Below are 16,814 nucleotides of genomic sequence, written 5' to 3' on the forward strand. Positions count from 1 at the left end.
CTCGGAAGAAGCCCTAAGTCTCTTAATCAATTTACACACGTTTTTATACAGAACCTTTTTTTATGCTATATAAAGAAAAAAGACTGTAAAGGTGCAGCAGATAGAAGCATTTAAACTTGTCCCAGAATGTCAGCTTGCTGGTAAATGTTATGTTCTCGGCAGTATCCATAAGTACCTCTTGAAAAAATAATTTATATTCTAATTTTAGCACATTCTAAAAAGGACGGAGGTGAAAAGCTCATAAGTGTATATCCTGAATTAATTGCGTTTGCCATCTGGCTCGTTAGCCTAACTTTGTTAACTATCTTAAGGCGAATCCATGTAAAGAACCGAAAGCTAGAGCAAATTGTTACTATCAAGCTTTCTAACGAAGATGTAGCGCAAATCGAGAAAATCGTCGACAGTAAATTACTAGAAAAAGTTGAATAGAAAGCAAAACGCAGAGCACCTCGATGCTCTGTGTCTTTTGTTCATTAATCATCTTCACCGCGCCAGCCGGCGATATCCCATGGAGTGAAGTCGTAGTCCAGCTTTTTATGGTAGCAGTCTTCAAAAGCCTGCACCTTCAAGGCATAGTCCTTTTCCATCAAGTCCGTCGCGTTAAAGTTTACCGACTTGGTTGGGTCCGGATACAGCACCTCCAAAACGTGCAGGGTATAGCGCGTTTGGTAAAAGTGCTCGTTATCTTTTTCAACTTCTGGCAGGTCTTGAATCTCCACAAAAGTTGAAATAATCGGCACGTTGCACTTAGCCGCGAAATAGTAGGCTCCGCGCTGCGGTTTTCTTGGCTTGCGATAGTTCCACCACATCTCTTGCTCTGGGAAAATCAAGACCCAGTGGCCCTTGTTGAAGGCGTGGCTCAAGTGGTGGATGAATTCTCGCCCAATGTAGTTGGGACTTTGCACTAGGGGAATGGACCCCATATTGTTCATGATGAAGCTGAAGAAGCCCGGCAGCTTCAAGTTGGTGTCTTCAATCACGATCTCCATCCGGTGGTGGGCCTTTTGGGCTAGGCGGTTGACGGCTAAGGCATCGACCTGGTTGAAGTGGTTGGCGGTCACGATGGCCCCGCCCTTAGCCAGGTGCTGCAGCTTGTCTAAGCCTGTTACCTGAATCTTGCCAAAAAATTTCTGCGTCAAAGCCTGCAAGATCAGGTTGCCGGCTAGGCCTTCTGCCTTAGTCTTGAACTTATCCTGCTTGGCCCAGAAGTCTTCAACCAGCTTAACCCGCTCTTCTATAGACATTTGCGGGTCGCCGATTTCGGTTTTCGCCGTAAAGTTGCGGTTGTTTGCGGCGAGCTCGATATTGTGGATGACGTCCAGGCGGTGGTCACCAATAATCATTTTGTATACCTTCCTATTTGTTTTTCATTTAATCTCTATGATACCCGTAAGTTTCACGTGTAACTATAGTTGATCTTTTAACTTGAGATATTCGTTTAACAAGTCATCGTACTCATGCAAGTGCAAGACGCTGTGGACTCGTTCCACGTCCCAAGGCTTGACCGTCTGGGTTCTAAAGTAGGGCCAGAAGCGGAAACTAGTTGTGAAGTGCTGGATGACTGTATCTGCCTGCAATTTGTATTGCTCGTTGTACTTTCTTGGCGCAAAGCGTTTCTCCTTGGCCAGGATGTTGATGGCTGTTTGGTCAGGCAAAAACATCTTTTTTACCTGCATCAAGTGCCGCACCCGCTTAAAGAGGCCGGTCCGCTTGATTTCTGGCATGTTCAAGAGCAAGACGCCGGAGTTGATGTAGTCAAAGGCCCGCTTTTGGTGGTGGAAGAAGAAGCGGCCAAAGTAGTCGAGTACCCCGACTAGTTCAGTGCCAGTTAAGTCCTGGGTGTAGAACTGGTCAACTGGCTTCCGGATGATCACGTCATCGTCCAAGTAGAGGATCCGGTCTGGCAGGTCGAGTTCGTCGGCAAAAAGTCTGAGCATGGCGTAAGGGGTAAAGCGGGTTCCCATGTTGGCGGTTGGCGGCTCCTGGACAAACAAGTCCGTGCAGTCGATCAGTTCCACGCTGCTCTTTGGGTTGTCGGCAGTCACCAAGGAGCCAATAAAGTCAGCGGCGTGTTGGCTGAAGGGGCGGAAGTTCCGCTGCTTGCTCTTGGCCTTCATGGTCAAGATGTACACGTGGATTTCTTCTCCTCGCTCAGCCTTTAATAAGGATAAAACTGCGATTAAAACGCCGCGCTCGGCATTGTGGTCGCCGCAAAAAAGAAAGTTCATATTAATTCCCTCCTTTTCTATTTAGGTCTTTTTAGTCATCACTATTCTTACCATCAATTTTAACATAAGAATAAAAATCATAGTCACTCAGCTTAGACCGGTCCACCATCGTCTGGTAGACCTGGTGGGCTAGGGCTTCTTGGGCCTGCTTTTTGCCTAAGGATGGGTCAGGGTAAAAGGGACCATCGATATAGACGGTAATCTTGGGCCTTTGTCTCCACTTACACTTTTGGTAGGTCGTCGTCATGGTGAAGCAGGGAGCCTTGAAGCTGACCGGGAAGTTCAGGCTAGTTGCCGGAAAGGGCCGGATCTTGGTGTAGTAGGGCCAAAGGTGGGCTTCTGGATAGATAATGACGGCTGCGCCTTTATCCTGGTAGGCCGTTTTAACGTTCTTGAGCAAGCGGATGGATTGCTTAAGGTTCTTGCCAACAGGGAGGCCGGCCACGGGGATGACGAATTTGCCCAAAAAGGGGATGCCCCAGTTGGCCTGGGCGGCTAGGGTGTAAAAGCGGTAAGGATTAACGATGGTCATCGGCGTAAAGGGGTCGCCCAGCATCTGGGTGTGGTTGCCGTAGATAAAGCAGCCCTTTTTCTGCTGCTTAAAAGGCTTGATCTTATCCTTTCCTTTAACCTTGACTAGGAGAAAGAGGCGGGAGTAGAGCCAGGCAAAGGCGCAGGCTAAGGTGCGGACAACCGCGTTCCAAATCTTGAAGCCAAGTCCCTGTTTAAAAACCTGGTAGTCGTCCGGCAGGGTATAATCCTGGTCAGCTGAATCGATTAAATCGTCTTGTTCGCTATGATAGTAAAAGGTCTTTGACATGTATTTCACCGCTGTCTGTAGTAAAATAAAAAAGGCACTGCGAGTGCAGTGCCAAAAGTTATGGGTCGTCAGGGGATCGAACCCTGGACACCCGGATTAAGAGTCCGGTGCTCTGCCAGCTGAGCTAACGACCCGATCAACTAACAATATTTATTATGACACAAATTTTTAAAAAAGCAATCCGTTTTTTTACAATAATTGTAATTTTCTTAATTTTTACAGTAAATCAAGTATAATAAACAAGGTAAGGAGGTTCACATGCCTAAGAAAATTCTGGTCGTAGACGACGAAAAACCAATCTCCGATATTATCAAGTTCAACTTGACTAAAGAAGGATTCGATGTAGAAACAGCTTACGATGGTGAAGAAGCTGTTGAAAAGGTTGAAGAATACAACCCTGACTTAATGATTTTAGACTTAATGCTCCCAAAGAAGGATGGCCTGGAGGTTGCCCGTGAAGTTCGGCAAACCCACGACATGCCAATTATCATGGTGACGGCCAAGGGGGCCGAAATTGACAAGGTTTTGGGCCTGGAAATGGGGGCTGACGACTACGTGACTAAGCCTTTTTCTAACCGGGAATTAGTAGCCCGGGTTAAGGCTAACCTGCGCCGGCGGGACATTGTCAAAAAGGCCGTGGAAGTCACCCAGCAAAAGGAAAAAGAGCAAGAAAATAACGATATCCAGCTGGGCAACCTGGTGATCAAGCCAGATGCCTACTTGGTAGAAAAGAATGGTTCCAAGATTGAATTGACCCACCGGGAATTTGAACTGCTCTACTACATGGCCCAGCACCTGGACCAGGTAATGACGCGTGAGCACCTCTTGCAGACGGTTTGGGGCTATGACTACTTTGGCGACGTACGGACGGTTGACGTCACCGTTCACCGCTTAAGAGAAAAGATCGAAGATGACCCAGTCAAGCCCAAGATCCTGGTTACCAGACGGGGCGTTGGCTACTTTGTTAAGGGGCAGACAGAAGAATAAGAGTTGAGCCACTGATCAAGTGGCTTTCTTTATGTAGAACGATGAAGAAAAAAACGAAAAGTCAAGAGAAGAAACAGCAACAGCAAAAGAAAAAACGTGGCTGGCTGAAGTGGCTGCTGAGCTCCATCCAAACCAAGATCACGGTGATCTTCATGTTGCTGTTACTAGCAACGATTGAAATCATCGGGGCTTACTTTACCCGGCAGATGGAACAAACCAGTATCGATAACTTTCAAACCACCATCCAGCTGCAGAGCATTGTGACTGAGCAGCTCACCAATCAATTAGTGAAAAACGGTAAGAGCTCTGACCGGATGATGAACCAGATCGTGACCGACTACAACAATTCAGCCATTTCTGAAATTGAGGTTGTCGACAGCAAAAACGTCATTCGGGCCGTGTCTAGCTTGAACGAAAACGACCGGGTGGGCCAGCTGTCAAACAACCGGGACATCCGGGAAGTCATCAATACCGGCCAAACCAAGACGACAGTCACCAGCGACAAGACTGGTAGCTACATGGTTCAAATTACGCCCTTAACTAGCGGGACCAATATTGTGGGGGCCGTCTACGTTAAGGCCAGCATGGCGGATGTTTTTGACAACCTGCGCAATGTCTCCATCATGTTCTTAACGGCTTCCTTGTTAGCTGTAGTGGTAGCGGCAGTGGCTTCCATGTTTATTTCCCGGGCAATAACCAAGCCAATTGAGGAGCTCCGCCAGCAGGCCATGCAGGTGGCTGACGGGGACTACTCTGCTCAAGTCCAGATTTACTCCAATGACGAATTAGGGCAATTGGGTGCTGCCTTTAACACCCTGTCAGCCCGGATCGAGCAGACTCAGGAGCAGTCTGAATCAGAGCGAAGACGGCTAGACAGCGTCTTGTCCCACATGACCGACGGGGTGATTGCGACTGACCGGCACGGCAATGTGTCGATCATCAACCAGATGGCCCAGGACTTTTTAAACATTAAGGCTGACGATGCTATCAACAAGCCAATTTCCCAGATCCTGGGTCTGGGTGAGGAATACACCTCCCAAGACCTGATCTCCAGCCAAAGTGACATGCAGGTCACGGTCAATGGCGGGACCAATGATGAAATGATCTTGCACGCGAGTTTCACCCTGATCAAGCGGGTAACTGGTTTTGTGTCTGGTGCCGTTTGCGTCTTGCACGACGTGACCGAGCAAATCAAAAACGAAGATGAGCAAAGACAGTTCGTTTCTAACGTGTCTCACGAATTAAGAACGCCTTTGACCAGCGTCCGGGCCTATATTGAAGCTTTGAATGAAGGAGCCTGGAAGGATCCCGAAATTGCGCCGCAATTTTTGCAGGTGACTCAAGATGAAACTGAGCGGATGATCCGGATGGTTAACGACCTCTTAGTCTTGTCCAGAATGGACCGGGGGACAACCAAGCTGGAACTGGAATGGGTCAACTTTACCGACTTTGTCAGCCACCTGCTCAACCGCTTTGATATGATCGTTGAGCACGACCAAGGCGAGGCCCAAAGCGAAAGCAAGCAGTATGTGATCAAGCGGGATCTGGGCAACCAGGCCTTGTGGATTGAAATCGACACCGACCAGATGATGCGGGTGATCGACAACATCATGAACAACGCCATCAAGTATTCACCAGATGGTGGGACCATCACCGTTCGCTTGCAGCAAAGACAAAACCAGGTCCTCTTGAGTATTGCTGACCAAGGCTTGGGGATTCCGCGCAAGGATTTAAGCAAGATTTTTGACCGCTTCTACCGGGCAGACAAGGCGCGGTCGCGCGCCCAAGGCGGGACCGGTTTGGGCTTAGCTATCGCCAAGGAAATCGTCAACGCCCATGGCGGCAAGATCTGGGCCGACAGCCGGGAAGGCCACGGCTCAACTTTCTATATTTCCCTGCCATACGAGCCAATGGAAGAGGAGGATGAATGGGATGAGGTTTAGATTCAAGTTTAAAATCAATTTCAATGACATCCTGCTTAACATTGCCACTTTTGCGGTGATTGCCTTGTCCATCTATCTTTGGGTCACGGTGATGACTAGTGACCAGCGCTTTAGCCAGATCAGCAATGAAGATTCGGCGCAAAGCTCGGCCACGGTCAATAGCCGCTACCGGGGAGCCCAGGCCTTTTATGCGCCCGGACAAGTTTACAGCTTTAAGAATGGCGTGCGCTACCAGGTGCACGATGCGCAAGAAAACCTTCCTTTAAAGTTTGTCCAAAAAGTTGAAAAGCTGGGTTTAGGTAAGATTGAAAAGGTGTCGACTGCTACTAGCGACTACCAAAAGCTGCTGGATGATAGCAACTATATCCACTTTGCTTATCCGGATCAGATCAACTTCTCCCTCTTGCTTGGCAAAAAGAAGACCAATTCCGGCCTGCTTTTTAACCGGGTCTTCGTTCCGATTAAAAGCCGCCTGCACTACCTCTATTTTGGCAATGATATTGGCACTAAGATCTACCGGATGAGAATCAAGAAGGGCTCTTTGACCAAGCTGGTTTCTTACGTGCAAAAGGCGGAAGACCAGCAAAAGGTTTCCTTCTTGCATCTGAAGAACCGCTATGTGCCTTTTTATTCAAGAGCCGTATCAGTTAAAGAATACAGCTACCTGATCAGCTACCAGGCCAGCAGCTACTATGCTTCTAAGCTCTTGGGCAGCTCTTATCGCAAGTCTGTGGCTAAAAATGGCCAAACCGTCTACACGTCAGATTATTCTCAAAGGCTGCAATTGCCTTTGGCGGGCAAAAACAGCGACCACCAGTACCTGTATCAGGTCTACCAGACCAAGAAGAGCCGGACTATGACCCAGCAGCTGCTAGAAAGTGCGGCTTACGTCAGAAAGCTGGGACTGACCGAGCAGGACCTGCGCTTTTTTGAAGCTGATGGCCACAAGATCAGCTATGTCAACTTTGTAGAAGGGTATCCGCTTTTTGTCAATGACCAGCTGGCCCAGGCCCAGGTAACCTTTAAAAAGGAATCTGTCAGCGTTAGCTTCAACAGTTTAAACCTGCAGATTCCAATTCCATATGACGGCCACAAGAAAAAGCTGCTCAAGACGGCCAGCCTGCTTAAAGAATTAACCGAGATTGGGATCAAGGAAAGTCAGATTCAAGAAATTACGATTGGCTACCATATTAAAAATGATGCCAAGCGTTCTGACTTGATTACCCTGGTGCCAACTTACTTTATTAAGGTTAATGGGAAATGGAATAGCTTGGAAGGCTGGAAACAGGCGAAGACTAATCCAGATACCCTGACTGATAGTTCTGCAAATGTCTATAGCAGTTTCAGCTCTAGTTCCAGTTCTAACAGTTCCAGCAGCTCGAGCAGCTCGTCAGCAGCGAGCTCAAGTACCGCGGCCGCTTCTAGCAGCTCAGCTACGGGTCAAGCACCGACTTACCGGAGCTCTAGCTCGCAAGCGTCTGCTTCTTCATCCAGCAGCTCAGCTATCCAGTCTAGCTCTAGTTCCAGCTCCAGTTCGACTAATTCAGAGGGGGATCAATAATGGACCATCGCAAAATTGAATGGCTTTTTCTCATTTTATTCCTGTTAGTCGACATCTACTTGTTTGTAGAACTGTGGCGGGCACCGGTGACCCTGACTTCGTCGACGACCTCGACGACGAGCACCGCTAATTTGAAAAGCGAGATGAAGTCGGACAACATCACTCTGCCAAAGCTTTCCAAGCAATCAGGTTCTGGCTATTACCTCGCGTCTAAAAATAAGAGTGACTTGAAGGAAAAGGCTAAGACTTTAAGTAGTGACCTCACTACCAGCTACTCTGATAGTGACAATATCCTGTATGGCACCTTGAAAACGCCAATTGCCCTTGAACGGATGACGGTCAAGAATTTTAAAAATGACACTAATTACGTTCTGCATGGCAAAGACTACGTTTATGATTCCAGCCTGTCCAGCAGCAGTACCTATGTTTACCTGCAAAAGACTAAGTTTGGTATCCTTTATAGCGGGGCGGGTCAATTAGTGATCAATGTCAAGGACAAGGCGATTACTGGCTACTACCAAACCTACTTGAATGATCTAACCAGTGTACGGGAATTGCAGGCTACGATCAGTCCTTGGCGGGCGGTTACCAACCTTTACACGACGCGGGAGCTGACCAGTAATTCCAAGGTGATGTGGGTTAAGCCGGCCTACACTCGCTTAACCAAGGTTAAGGGCAACGTGATTTTTGTTCCAACTTGGCTGGTCTTGATTGAAAACAAGCGCAGCAAGAGTACGGCATTAAAAAGAATCAATGCCTTTAGCGGCCAATTGATGCAGACCAATGCCATCAATGAATAGGAGATAATTTGCAGTTTACAGTATTATCCAGTGGCTCAGCTGGCAATTGCAGCCTGATCACTACTGGAGAGCACAAAATTTTAATGGATGCCGGCTTGTCTGGCAAGAAGACCAAGGAGCTCTTGGCAAAAGTCGGCGTGGCGATTGAGGACCTAGACATGGTCTTTTTAAGCCACGACCACGGCGACCACAGCTGCGGGATGGGCGTGTTGATGCGCCGCTACCCGCAGCTGAATGCTTTTTCTAATGAAGAAACCTGGAAGTATTTTACAGAAACTGGCAAGATCGGTAAGCTGCCTGAAGACCAGATCAACGTGATTGAGCCGGGGCAGACCAAGACCTATGGCGACTTAGAGGTGACGGCCTTTGCCACCAGCCACGATGCCGTCAAGCCCCAGTACTATGTCTTCTCTAGCGGCGGCAAGCGCCTGGCCTGCCTAACAGATACGGGCTATGTGTCAGAAGCGGTTGAATATGAAATCGCGGATGCTGACGCCTATTTGCTGGAATTTAACTATGATGACCTAATGCTCAGAAGCGGCCCTTACCCTTGGCGATTGCAAGAGCGGGTGCGGTCAGATCATGGTCACTTATCTAACGAGCAGGCAGCGGAAGCTCTGGCTGATGTGATTACGGCAAGGACCAAGCATGTTTTTCTGGCTCACCGGAGCCAGAAAAATAATATCAACTACCTGGCTAGGGATGCGGCAGAGAAAGTCTTGTCTGAAAGAGAAGTTGATGTGGCCAGTGACCTAGAGCTGGTTGATACAGAGCCTTACACGCCCACTCCTTTAATCAATTTATAATATATTTTTTTACTTAAGTATTTAAATGAATCAAAACCTTTTATTCATATTAAGTTCAAAAAACTTGGCTAAGATAAGGGAAAGTAACAAGGAGTGATAAATTATGGTTGAAGAACAAGATAAGAGAAAAAAAGAAAATAATCGTTTTTTAGCTAAAGTGGCAATTGTCGGCGTCGTTGCCGGCTTGCTCGGCGGTGGGGTTGCTTATGGTGGTCTAACGGCAGCTAATCTTAATAGCAACTCAACTAGCTCATCATCCTCAACTTCCTCAGCCAACAGCGGGGACACTGGTTCAGTAACGACTTCGACTAGTGGTACGACCAAGGTCAACAAGTCAACCACGACCAACGGGACTATGACTAGTGCTTATAAGAAGGTTCAAAACGCGGTTGTTTCCGTTTTGAACTATAAGTATACGTCCAGCTCTTCATCTAGCTCAGACCTTTACAGCCTCTTTGGCTATGGGGACTCGGATTCTGATTCTAGTTCTGGTTCATCCAGCTCAAGCAAGAAGTCATTGACCCTGTACTCAGAAGGTTCTGGGGTTATCTACACGACTTCCAACGGCAAGGGCTACATCGTCACTAACAACCACGTTATCTCTGGCGCCGCCAAGGTTAAGGTTATCTTGGCATCTGGCAAGACCATTGCGGCTAAGGTAATCGGCAAGGACTCAACCAGTGACTTGGCAGTCCTGTCTATTGACTCTAAGTACGTTACCCAAACGGCTTCCTTTGGTGATTCCAGTTCCCTTCAATCAGGTCAAACCGTGATTGCCGTCGGGTCACCAGAAGGTTCAGAATATGCCTCAACGGTTACCCAAGGGATTGTCTCCTCACCAAGCCGGACGATCACTTACAACTCTAACCAGATGACGGTTATCCAAACTGACGCGGCCATCAACTCTGGTAACTCCGGTGGTCCACTGGTTAACTCAGATGGTCAAGTCATCGGGATCAACTCCATGAAGCTGTCCAGCTCCACGAGTGGGGATTCAGTTGAAGGGATGGGCTTTGCGATTCCTTCAAACGAAGTGGTAACCATCGTTAACCAGCTGGTTAAGAAGGGGAAGATCACCCGGCCACAATTAGGGATCAAGGTCGCAGACATCTCTGAACTGAACAGCTACTACAAGAAGCAATTGGGGATCCCCACCAGCCTGAAGAAGGGGTTGTACGTTGCCAGCGTAACCAGCGGCAGCGCCGCAGCCAAGGCTGGCATCAAGAAGGGGGACGTCATTACTGCAGCTGATGGCAAGACGGTTAGCGACGTAGCAACCTTGCACAGCATCCTTTACAGCCACAATGTTGGCGACAAGGTCAAGATTACCGTTACTAGAAATGGCAAGAGCCAGACCTTTACGGTAACCTTGGAAGCAAGCAAGTAATTATTAGTTAAATAAGAACAAATAAAGCTCGAGCAACTGTTAAATCCAGTTTCTCGGGCTTTTTTATTAACATAAAGCAGATAGAATGAAAGAAAAGTTCGTCTTTATTTCTTGTCAAGTCTTTTTTAAATAACAGGGTTATCCCCAAATTTGTGGAAAAGGCTGTGGATTGTGTATAAATAGGGCTTTCTACTTGGTGGAAAGCTGTGGATAAGCTGTGGATTGTGTGTAAGTTTCACAGTGAAATAACATGCTAAAACAGGCGTTCAAGGCGGTAAACCGGGCTTTACACTTGATTGTTTGTGAAAAGGGCTAGTCTACAGGGCACTTGTGGAAGTGTTCCACGACTTTTGGGAAAATTTTTTCGAAAAAACTAGTGCTAGACAAGACTTTTAGCTGAGCTACTAGATCTAGGGAAGGTCGAAAAAGGCTTGTGGAAAAGGGCGGTTGATAAAGTGTTAAAGACTGTTGATTTCTAGTTAGCTAGGCTAGAAAGGGCTATGGTAAAATAGAGGCATTATGAATATCAAAATTGTTTGCGTTGGAAAATTGAAAGAGAAGTATTTTAAAGACGGGATCGCGGAGTACCAGAAGCGGCTGAGCCGCTTTGCCAAGGTAGAGATCGTGCAGGTGCCGGATGAGAAGGCGCCGGAAAGCCTCAGCCCGGCCCAGATGGAGGAGGTTAAGAACCGGGAAGGCGAGCGGATCCTGAGCAAGATCAAGGACAAGGAATATGTCTACGTGCTGGCTATCAAGGGGAAAGAGCGGGCAAGTGAAGAATTTGCTAAAGAATTGAAAGATCTAGCAACCTATGGTCACTCAGACATTACTTTCGTGATCGGGGGTAGCCTGGGGACCAGCCAAGCTGTGAACAAGCGGGCTGATGACTTGTTCAGCTTTGGCAAGCTGACCATGCCCCACCAGTTGATGCGGCTGGTCTTGATCGAGCAGATCTACCGGGCCTTCATGATCAACTCGGGGAGCCCGTACCATAAATAAGGTGGAAGATAATACTTAAAAAGTAAGACCAAGATCTCAAGTAACAGATCTTGGTCTTTTTGATAGCGATTTAACAGATTCCTTACCAAGTGATAAAATATGTCTTATACAAGTGTAGATGAGATTTTAGGGAAGCATAATGATGAAAATCGGAAAGTTGTTGAGAAAGGTTCGCGTTGAGCTTGGCTTGACGCAAAAGGAAATGGCTGGCAATATTGTCTCGCCAGCCCAGTATTCACGGATTGAAAAAGATGAACAACAGATCAAGCTAGATGACTTGCTGGCAATCTTGCAAAGTCACGGCTATGACTTGGGCTTATTTTTTACTAGATTAATGCTCCAGTATCAGTTGGGGCAAACAGAAAACTTCACTTGCTATAAAAATCAGCTGAGAGAGTCCTTTTATGCTTGTGACTTAGAAAAGGTTAAAAAGCTTGAACTCGACTTAGCTGATCTTCCAGCCAATGATCAGGTCTTTCAAGCAGAAGCAGAAATCATCACGAAGATTTTGGAGCGTGGCTTAGATACCAGTCAGATGAGCAAGCAGAAAATGTGTCAGTACTTTGTCCACCAGGATAGCTGGATGGAAAACACAGAATCTTTAAAGCTCTTTACAATTGTCCTGCATGTGTTTAACTTTGAGATGGTTGTCTTTTGGATGAACGAGTTACTGGATAAGTATCGGCAGATTGAAGACTATCCAGAACAAATCCAGACCGCGATCGCTAAGATATGCATCAGTTTTATGGTTCGCTGCCATCAAGAGCAATCTGAACAGTTAATTAAGCCAATTGTTGATTTCGTCAATTCTTTTCCAGCGTATCCAGAATTTGCTATTTATAAGCTGGCAGCTAAGTATTATCAGAGCCTATCCTTGGGAGATAAGGATAGAGCGGATAAACTGAATTTTGCGCTCAAAGAAGCTGGCATGGCGGACTTTTTCAATTTTTGGTGGCAGTAGAATTTCATATATGAAATTCAGAATCATTTATGCAATTTTGGATTCTTTTCTCCTAATTTGCGCTATAGTAGGGGCGTGAAGTGAAATTAAGCCCTTTCGTTAATGAAAGAGTAAGGTTGATGATTTAGGAGGAAAAATATGCGAAAGCTTGCAGTTGCAGCAGGATTGGCAACGATTTTAATGGCTGCTTCGATGGCATCAAATGTATCTGCTGATAGTAAAGCTGATACGGCTCAGAATAATTATGAGTTTGCAAAGTGCTACAAAGAAGGTGAGGCGAAAGGGATTATTAAGAACAACAACATTTCAGAAACAGACTTTGTTGAAATGTGCAAAAATTCTGTGTTCCCTGCTTACCTAGAGGCAGTAAAGAGTGATCCGACGTTAACTTTTGAGCAATTCGTGGCAAGTGACAATTATGAAGTCCCAGTTCAAAAGCCAGGCGATCACCCTGAAGAAGTGAGTGCCGAAGGGATTAAGAGTAGTAAGAGCGGAAGTCCATTTACCAGCTTCATTTCTGCTAAGAAGAGTTACAAGATGAAGGCTGGGGATATTCTAATCTGCTACGGTACGGGTTCATCAGGAAGTCGACTAATTGGTCATGCGGCCATGGCGACTTCTGCTAACTATATTATTGAAATGTCCGGTAAGCCTCATAACGCTTCGGGTGATTCTTGGAGAAAGAATAATGCACACGTAAAATCTAAGGCAACATTTTTCAAAGAACATATAAAAGGAAGCGATTATGTAGCTGTATATCGTAACAATCACCCTATTTATTCTGATCGTGCCTCTACATATGCATATAGACACATGTATAAGGAAGATAATCCAACGTATCACATTACTTCAACAATCTTCCAAAAATCACCGAGCTACTGCTCAAAGTATGTGGTTCTAGCATATTATTGGGGTGCTACTAAGAAGAGTTGGGGAGATGGTGCAAGACATGGTATTATTCCGCCACACCAATTACCTAGCTACTTCTCAGATAGTTTTGTACCAAGTTACAAGTACAAGGTAACTAGCTATTAACGGAGGAAAAATCATGAATCTAACAGTGACAAAAAGAACTAAGGTCATGTGGTTAATTTCCAGCCTGGTCTTGACCTTGGCTGCAGTAGGGATAGTTATTAACTTAGTTGGTCAAGTTGCTTCAGGCTACGCTTTTGAAGGGGCTGGCGGCAGTACCAAAGAAGCTTTCTTTGATGCCTATGTGCTTGCTTTTATCTTTGCAACCTTATCACCGTGGTTTTCTCGTTTTCTTCATCCGATCATTGCCTGGACAATCAGCATTTTTATCCTAGTATGCTTATTTGTAGATCGTTTCATTGTGCCTTTTGGTATTTCATTAGACTGGTACTGGGTCTTGGAAACAATTATGGTCGCTATTAACCAGGTTTACCTGACATACCTTTGGCGTGGTCGGCTCAAGACTAGAGACTGGTCAGATTGGGTTGTCTTTATCGGCGACATTGTCTTAGGTCTTGGCGCAATTGTTGGTTTCCTCTATTAAAATTAGAACTTCACGCAAAAAATCCGTCTGCGTAAGCAGGCGGATTTTTCTTGTATCGAAAATGTTTTGTAGCTTCTTGTTACTTTAAGCGAAGATTTCTTCAACTTCCACAACTACAGCTGCAGCAGTAGCTGGCTTGCCAACCTTAGCAGCGTATTCCTTAGCGAAGTCGTCGCCTTCGTGTACAGTGGCAGTGCCGACAACGCGTACGTTAGTGTGGCTAGGTACGTCTGCAACGACTACGGCAACCTTGCTGCCAGCCTTGATGTTGTCCCACAGGTGGGCAAAAGTTACTTCGCTCCATACCAAGTGCTTGTCGTCCAAGACAGTCAATGAGCCCTTAGGGCCAACTTGTGGGTTGCCGTCCTTGTCAACTGAGGCAACGAATGCCAAAGCGTCGTTAAAGAACTTTTGTTGGTCTGCAGTTAAAGTAGTAGCTTCTAATTTCTTCATAATAATAGGTCCCTTCTTGTTTACTTACAGTTTTACTCTTGATTCACTTAATATTATAGTCAGTTTTTTATTAAAAAAACTTGACCTAAGTCAAGTTTAACTTATTTTTTGCAAGTTTTTATTAACTTGTTGAACTAAGGCAGTAAAAATGCACCTAAATTGAGCAAAACGACCCCCAATAGGAAGTAGAGCCAGTCCTTTTTAGTCAAAGGAACCTCGACAATGGTTGACCGCGGCGCCCCTTCGACGTAACCGTGCGACTCCATCCCCTGGGCTAGGTTGTCGGCTGACGACAGGGCGACCAAGATCGCTTTAAAGTACAAGGTTGGCGACCAAAAAGACAGGTAGACGCCCCGCATCATCCCGGCCACCCGGATTTGCTTGACGGCAGCTGCCATCTTGGGGATGATGTTCAAAGCCGCCAGGGTGCCGTAGGCGAACTTGCTTGGCAGGTGGAGGTTTTGCTCAAGCGACCTAGCCATTTCTTCAGCGGTCGTGGTGATGGTCAAGCAGGCCGTGGTCAGGGTGTAGACGAAGACCCGGCTGGCAATGTCCAGGGCATACCAGAGGTTGGGGTGGTCGGAAAACCAGTAGCCGGAGGTGAAGACCGTGAAGGCTGCTAAGCCAGCGGCAAAGAGCATGGCTCCCAGGGCCTTGGGCTTGATTTTTTTGTAAATTAAAAAGATTAGGGCTAGAGTGCACACGATTAAATTAGTAATCAGGCTGACCCTGAAGGAGAGCTCCAGCGAAATTATTAAGGTCAGCAAAAATTTAAGACTTGGGTTCATTTCTTCTTTTCTCAATCCTTAACATAAGTCAGCTTCTGGTTGGCCAGGCGCAAGTGGTAGTCGCACCAATTGTTAAGGCCATAAAACTGGTGGCTGATGACGATGATGGTCTGGCCCATGGCCTTTTGACTTTCTTTTAAGAGATCTAGGACCTGGTCGATGGACTTGTGGTCTAAACCGCTCAAGGGCTCATCAATCAAGAGGACCTCGTGGCCGGACAAGAGCATGAGCAGGATCTGCAGTTTTTTCTTTTGCCCGCCTGACAGGGAGTAGACCACCTGGTCCAGGTGGTCAGTCAGGTCCAGCTGACCTAGCGCCGCTTCTAGCCGGTCAGGCGTGAAGTAGGGGTTATGCTGAGCCTTTTGGCTGATGGCCAGCTCGTCTTTGACCGTGATCGCCATGAACTGGTCAGTCGCATTTTGAAAAATCTGGGCCACGTGGCTGAAGTACTGCCGCTCCTTGGCCTTGGCCACTTCTTGTCCTTCCCATTTTAAAGAGCCAGTGTAAGGCATCAGCTTGGTCATGGCCTTAAAGAGGGAGGTCTTACCGGTCCCGTTTTGTCCGGTTAAAAGGGTCACCTTGCCCTTGGGGATGCGGAGCTGGTCTTGCTCTAAGAGCTGCTTGCCCGGGTTGAGGGATAGATCTTGGAGCACAAAGGCAGCAGCTTGATTTTTTTCATCAGGCAAGGGGAAGGCCAGCTGGATATCGTCTAAAGCCGACAAGATCTGGTCGCGGGTTTGGCTGTCGACGTGGCTGACCTGTTGGTCTTTAAACTGGTAGAGCTGGTCGACCTTGCCTAGGTAGTCGTTAAAAAGGTGGTCGGTCAAAATGATGGTCTTGCCTTGGTCGCGGAGCTTGGCCAAGCGCTCAACTAAGAAGCTGCGGGCTACTGGGTCGACGCTGGCAAAGGGCTCGTCTAACAAGAAGAGGTCAACGTCCATGGCAATCAAGACCGCCAGAGCCACGCGCTGCTTTTCCCCGCCGGACATGGTTACGATTTTCTGGTCCAGCAGGTCCTGGATCTGGGCGAAGTCGGCTGCTTTAGCCAGCCTTTTTTCATATTCAGCTCGGTCCAGGCCCAGGTTTTCCAGGGCAAAAATGATCTCTTCACGCGGCGTGGCCATGGTGAACTGCTCGCCGGCATCTTGAAACATCATGGCCTGCTTGAGTCCGGCCAGGTCGACCGTGCCAGCGGTCAGCTTGCCGCCGTACTTGGGGTAAAGGCCCGCCATGATCTTGAGCAGGGTGGACTTGCCGCAGCCGGTTGGCCCGATCAAGAGGGAGAATTGACCGATGTTAAAGGAGAGCGACAAATTGCTAATCAGGGGCTGGTCGGTATAGGCAAAGGTTAAGTGATCAACAGTAATTTTTTCCAAAATAAAAGTCACCTCAAAAAGGGTGACTCAGCTGTCCCTACGCCGGCATTATCCGTCCAGGTTCAATGGGTATAATCTCAGCCAAATGGCACCCCGTAATGTTCTGTTTTCTTGTCTTAATTCTTATTATATTAGACCAAAGGCTGGATGTCTAATCTGAAAAAATAGATCAAGCAGGCGAGAGCCTTT

Annotated in this window: 16 protein-coding genes, 1 tRNA gene and 1 riboswitch; of the genes, 10 read left to right on the top strand and 7 right to left on the bottom strand. The window is 47.0% G+C overall.

Translation table 11 applies throughout. The features are described from left to right. Window positions 1-473 precede the first annotated feature (473 nt). The 4 genes from ACI4WN_RS04750 to ACI4WN_RS04765 form a co-directional block, all read right to left on the bottom strand. Window positions 474-1,343: a 1-acyl-sn-glycerol-3-phosphate acyltransferase gene (locus ACI4WN_RS04750; protein WP_439777197.1), complete on the bottom strand. Its 870-nt coding sequence runs from the start codon at window positions 1,341-1,343 to the stop codon at window positions 474-476. Between the two features lie 63 nt (window positions 1,344-1,406). Continuing rightward, window positions 1,407-2,228: a glycosyltransferase gene (locus ACI4WN_RS04755; RefSeq protein ID WP_439777198.1), complete on the bottom strand. Its 822-nt coding sequence runs from the start codon at window positions 2,226-2,228 to the stop codon at window positions 1,407-1,409. Window positions 2,229-2,259: 31 nt separating this feature from the next. Continuing rightward, window positions 2,260-3,048: a lysophospholipid acyltransferase family protein gene (locus ACI4WN_RS04760; protein WP_439777199.1), complete on the bottom strand. Its 789-nt coding sequence runs from the start codon at window positions 3,046-3,048 to the stop codon at window positions 2,260-2,262. 61 nt (window positions 3,049-3,109) lie between these two features. Further along, window positions 3,110-3,182, bottom strand: a tRNA-Lys gene (locus ACI4WN_RS04765). Between the two features lie 124 nt (window positions 3,183-3,306). On the opposite strand from ACI4WN_RS04765, the gene yycF reads away from it, so the two are divergent. The 10 genes from yycF (at window position 3,307) to ACI4WN_RS04815 (ending at window position 14,008) form a co-directional block, all read left to right on the top strand. Then, window positions 3,307-4,035, top strand: a complete 729-nt coding sequence (gene yycF / locus ACI4WN_RS04770; protein ID WP_009557906.1) for a response regulator YycF — start codon at window positions 3,307-3,309, stop codon at window positions 4,033-4,035. A 41-nt stretch (window positions 4,036-4,076) separates the two neighbouring features. Continuing rightward, window positions 4,077-5,978 (top strand): cell wall metabolism sensor histidine kinase WalK, encoded by a 1,902-nt coding sequence (gene walK / locus ACI4WN_RS04775; protein WP_439777200.1) that lies wholly within the window; start codon window positions 4,077-4,079, stop codon window positions 5,976-5,978. Then, complete coding sequence (gene yycH / locus ACI4WN_RS04780; RefSeq protein WP_439777201.1) at window positions 5,968-7,539, top strand: two-component system activity regulator YycH; 1,572 nt, start codon at window positions 5,968-5,970, stop codon at window positions 7,537-7,539. The genes walK and yycH overlap by 11 nt, the downstream gene beginning before the upstream one ends. Beyond that, on the top strand, window positions 7,539-8,339 hold the full coding sequence (locus tag ACI4WN_RS04785; RefSeq protein ID WP_439777202.1) for a two-component system regulatory protein YycI: 801 nt from the start codon (window positions 7,539-7,541) through the stop codon (window positions 8,337-8,339). Before yycH ends, ACI4WN_RS04785 begins: the two co-directional genes overlap by 1 nt. Before the next feature lie 8 nt (window positions 8,340-8,347). Beyond that, window positions 8,348-9,145, top strand: a complete 798-nt coding sequence (locus tag ACI4WN_RS04790; RefSeq protein WP_439777203.1) for an MBL fold metallo-hydrolase — start codon at window positions 8,348-8,350, stop codon at window positions 9,143-9,145. Between the two features lie 103 nt (window positions 9,146-9,248). Beyond that, a complete protein-coding gene (locus ACI4WN_RS04795; RefSeq protein ID WP_439777204.1) occupies window positions 9,249-10,532 on the top strand; it encodes a S1C family serine protease in 1,284 nt (427 codons plus the stop codon). Window positions 10,533-11,051: 519 nt separating this feature from the next. Continuing rightward, window positions 11,052-11,531 (top strand): 23S rRNA (pseudouridine(1915)-N(3))-methyltransferase RlmH, encoded by a 480-nt coding sequence (gene rlmH / locus ACI4WN_RS04800; protein ID WP_439777205.1) that lies wholly within the window; start codon window positions 11,052-11,054, stop codon window positions 11,529-11,531. Window positions 11,532-11,670: 139 nt separating this feature from the next. After that, window positions 11,671-12,492 carry a helix-turn-helix domain-containing protein gene (locus ACI4WN_RS04805; protein ID WP_439777206.1) on the top strand — a complete coding sequence of 274 codons (822 nt, stop codon included), beginning with the start codon at window positions 11,671-11,673 and terminating at the stop codon, window positions 12,490-12,492. A 138-nt stretch (window positions 12,493-12,630) separates the two neighbouring features. Continuing rightward, window positions 12,631-13,527 carry a hypothetical protein gene (locus ACI4WN_RS04810; protein WP_439777207.1) on the top strand — a complete coding sequence of 299 codons (897 nt, stop codon included), beginning with the start codon at window positions 12,631-12,633 and terminating at the stop codon, window positions 13,525-13,527. Between the two features lie 13 nt (window positions 13,528-13,540). Continuing rightward, entirely contained in the window at window positions 13,541-14,008 is a 468-nt protein-coding gene (locus ACI4WN_RS04815) for a hypothetical protein (protein WP_439777208.1), read from the top strand. 84 nt (window positions 14,009-14,092) lie between these two features. Here the strand turns inward: ACI4WN_RS04815 and ACI4WN_RS04820 are convergent, their stop codons facing one another. The 3 genes from ACI4WN_RS04820 to ACI4WN_RS04830 all read right to left on the bottom strand — a co-directional run bounded on the left by ACI4WN_RS04820 (window position 14,093) and on the right by ACI4WN_RS04830 (window position 16,628). Beyond that, the gene (locus ACI4WN_RS04820) at window positions 14,093-14,461 is read right to left on the bottom strand and encodes a pyridoxamine 5'-phosphate oxidase family protein (RefSeq protein WP_412130933.1); all 369 of its coding nucleotides are present in this window, start codon (window positions 14,459-14,461) and stop codon (window positions 14,093-14,095) included. Window positions 14,462-14,595: 134 nt separating this feature from the next. Continuing rightward, window positions 14,596-15,249 carry an energy-coupling factor transporter transmembrane component T family protein gene (locus ACI4WN_RS04825; protein ID WP_439777209.1) on the bottom strand — a complete coding sequence of 218 codons (654 nt, stop codon included), beginning with the start codon at window positions 15,247-15,249 and terminating at the stop codon, window positions 14,596-14,598. A gap of 11 nt (window positions 15,250-15,260) precedes the next feature. Further along, on the bottom strand, window positions 15,261-16,628 hold the full coding sequence (locus ACI4WN_RS04830; RefSeq protein WP_439777221.1) for an ATP-binding cassette domain-containing protein: 1,368 nt from the start codon (window positions 16,626-16,628) through the stop codon (window positions 15,261-15,263). A 13-nt stretch (window positions 16,629-16,641) separates the two neighbouring features. Continuing rightward, window positions 16,642-16,731, bottom strand: a riboswitch (TPP riboswitch). Window positions 16,732-16,814: the final 83 nt, after the last annotated feature.

It is taken from the genome of Lactobacillus sp. (assembly GCF_051893255.1).
Taxonomy (GTDB): Bacteria; Bacillota; Bacilli; order Lactobacillales; family Lactobacillaceae; genus Lactobacillus.